The sequence below is a fragment of the Nitrospira sp. BLG_2 genome (assembly GCF_049222245.1).
Genome location: NZ_JBLYIG010000370.1, coordinates 1 through 2,330 on the forward strand (window position 1 = coordinate 1; position 2,330 = coordinate 2,330).

4 protein-coding genes and 1 tRNA gene are annotated in these 2,330 nt (G+C 56.4%); all 5 read right to left on the reverse strand.

Annotated features, from left to right (window positions below):
* On the reverse strand, nt 1-249 hold a 249-nt coding region (locus ACOSYY_RS10270; RefSeq protein ID WP_421662238.1), incomplete at its 3' end, for a transcription termination/antitermination NusG family protein.
* Between the two features lie 60 nt (nt 250-309).
* Nucleotides 310-504 (reverse strand): preprotein translocase subunit SecE, encoded by a 195-nt coding sequence (gene secE, locus ACOSYY_RS10275; RefSeq protein ID WP_421662240.1) that lies wholly within the window; start codon nt 502-504, stop codon nt 310-312.
* A 219-nt stretch (nt 505-723) separates the two neighbouring features.
* Nucleotides 724-798: transfer RNA gene (locus tag ACOSYY_RS10280), tRNA-Trp, on the reverse strand.
* A gap of 77 nt (nt 799-875) precedes the next feature.
* Entirely contained in the window at nt 876-1,025 is a 150-nt protein-coding gene (gene rpmG / locus ACOSYY_RS10285) for a 50S ribosomal protein L33 (RefSeq protein WP_421662241.1), read from the reverse strand.
* 99 nt (nt 1,026-1,124) lie between these two features.
* Nucleotides 1,125-2,330 carry an elongation factor Tu gene (gene tuf / locus ACOSYY_RS10290; protein WP_421662243.1) on the reverse strand — a complete coding sequence of 402 codons (1,206 nt, stop codon included), beginning with the start codon at nt 2,328-2,330 and terminating at the stop codon, nt 1,125-1,127.

A 2,330-nucleotide genomic window follows, 5' to 3' on the forward strand; every position in this document is an offset into this window, starting at 1 on the left:
CTCCTTGATCATCTGCAAAGTCTCATCCTCCAATGGAGACTCCAACTCCACGAGGACATAGCCGGGGAAGAACTTGCGCCGAGAGGTCCGCCGTTTTCCGTCCTTAATTTCAATCACGTCCTCCGTCGGAACAAGCACCTGCCCGACCTTCTCGACAAGCCCCATTTGATTTGCGCGCTCCATGAGACTGGTCTTCACTCGCCCCTCAAAACCGGCGTACGTATGGATGACGTACCAATTCTTTGTCATGCACCACCCTCAGGTCTTCGGTGAATTACCGCTGATTCCCCTTGCCTCTTCTCGGTAGGCTTAGATGAATTTGCCGACCAACCAGGAAAGGAATGAGTCAATGACGGACAAATACAGCGACATCAAAATGCAGAACACGATCACCACCGTCGTTGAGCCGATAGTTTCCACACGACTCGGAAACGAAACCTTTTTCAGCTCTGCTCGTACATCCGTCACAAATAGCCGAATCGATTCTGTCATACGCTTAAACATCAATGACTCCGCCTTCCGGTGTCCGACTCGGGACATTCCCAGCGATTACCAACCTTGAACTCCTAGCAATCAATTCACGGTAACCATACGCCTCATACAATCTCAGAGGTCGACCGCACGAGAAGCGCTCACAATGCTCAACCAACTAAACTAACCACCAAGATGTCCCTCCAGGCGCCAAGATCCATACAATGGCGCCCAGCACGAGCAACCTTGCGGTGGCAGGGGCACTAGGATTTGAACCCAGACTCTCGGTTTTGGAGACCGATGTGCTGCCATTAACACCATGCCCCTACTCGATCGTGAAACGCGAGACGCCAGCCAATCGGTAAGCCCTTCACCCCAAACGCATCACCCCTTGGCACCTCACCTTATTTCACCTCTTTATGAGGCGTATGCTTTCGGCAGAACTTACAGAACTTGTTTCGCTCCAACCGATCCGGATCGTTTTTTTTGTTCTTCATGGACGAGTAATTCCGCTGTTTGCAGAGCGTACAAGCCATGTCGATGATTTCGCGCATTTTCTGCTCCGTAATTCTTCATCCGCCAGCCGTCACAAATCCGGAAGCTTTCCGTTTCGGACGGTTGACGCGCGACGGTTACCCCCATTTACCTCAATTTTACGCCAGGATTTCAGTGACAACGCCCGAGCCGACCGTCTTGCCGCCCTCGCGCACGGCAAACCGCAGCCCCTGATCCATCGCGATCGGACTGATCAACTCTGCCGTCACACTGACGTTGTCGCCCGGCATCACCATCTCCACCCCCGGATTGAGCTGCACGACGCCGGTCACATCGGTCGTCCGGAAGTAGAACTGCGGCCGATACCCGTTGAAGAACGGCGTATGCCGCCCGCCTTCTTCCTTCGTCAACACATAGATCTCCGCCTTGAACTTCGTATGCGGCGTGATCGTCTTCGGCTTCGACAGCACCATCCCCCGCTCGACGTCTTCTTTCTTGGTGCCCCGCAACAGTACGCCGATGTTATCGCCCGCCTGCCCTTCATCCAGCACCTTGCGGAACATCTCCACGCCCGTCACCACCGTGCTCTGCGTGGGCCGCAGCCCCACAATCTCGATTTCATCGCCCACTTTCACGATGCCGCGCTCACACCGCCCCGTCACCACGGTCCCGCGGCCGCTGATGGTAAACACGTCTTCAATCGGCATGAGAAAGGGCTTGTCAATCGGCCGCTGCGGTGTCGGAATGTACGTATCGACCGCCTCCAACAGCTTCAGAATGGACGGCACGCCCAATTCGCCCTGATCCGCCTCCATCGCCTTCAACGCGCTGCCCTGGATGATCGGGGTCTTGTCCCCCGGGAAGCCGTACTTCGTCAGCAGCTCGCGCACTTCCAACTCCACCAGCTCCAAGAGCTCTTTATCATCGACTTTGTCGGCCTTGTTCAAGAACACCACGATGTAGGGCACCCCCACTTGCCGCGCCAACAGAATGTGCTCCCGGGTCTGCGGCATGGGCCCGTCCGCCGCACTGACGACTAAGATGGCCCCGTCCATCTGCGCGGCCCCCGTGATCATGTTCTTCACATAGTCCGCATGCCCCGGGCAATCGACGTGGGCATAATGCCGATTGTCCGTCTCATACTCCACGTGGCTGATCGCGATGGTCATGATCTTCGTCGCATCCCGTCGCCCTTGACTCTCACTCGCCTTCGCCACCTCGTCATAGCTCACGAACTTCGCCATCCCTTTATCCGCACACACTTTCGTCAGCGCCGCCGTCAAGGTCGTCTTCCCGTGGTCCACATGCCCGATCGTCCCGATGTTCACGTGCGGCTTCTTCCGCTCGTATTTCGCCTTCGCCAT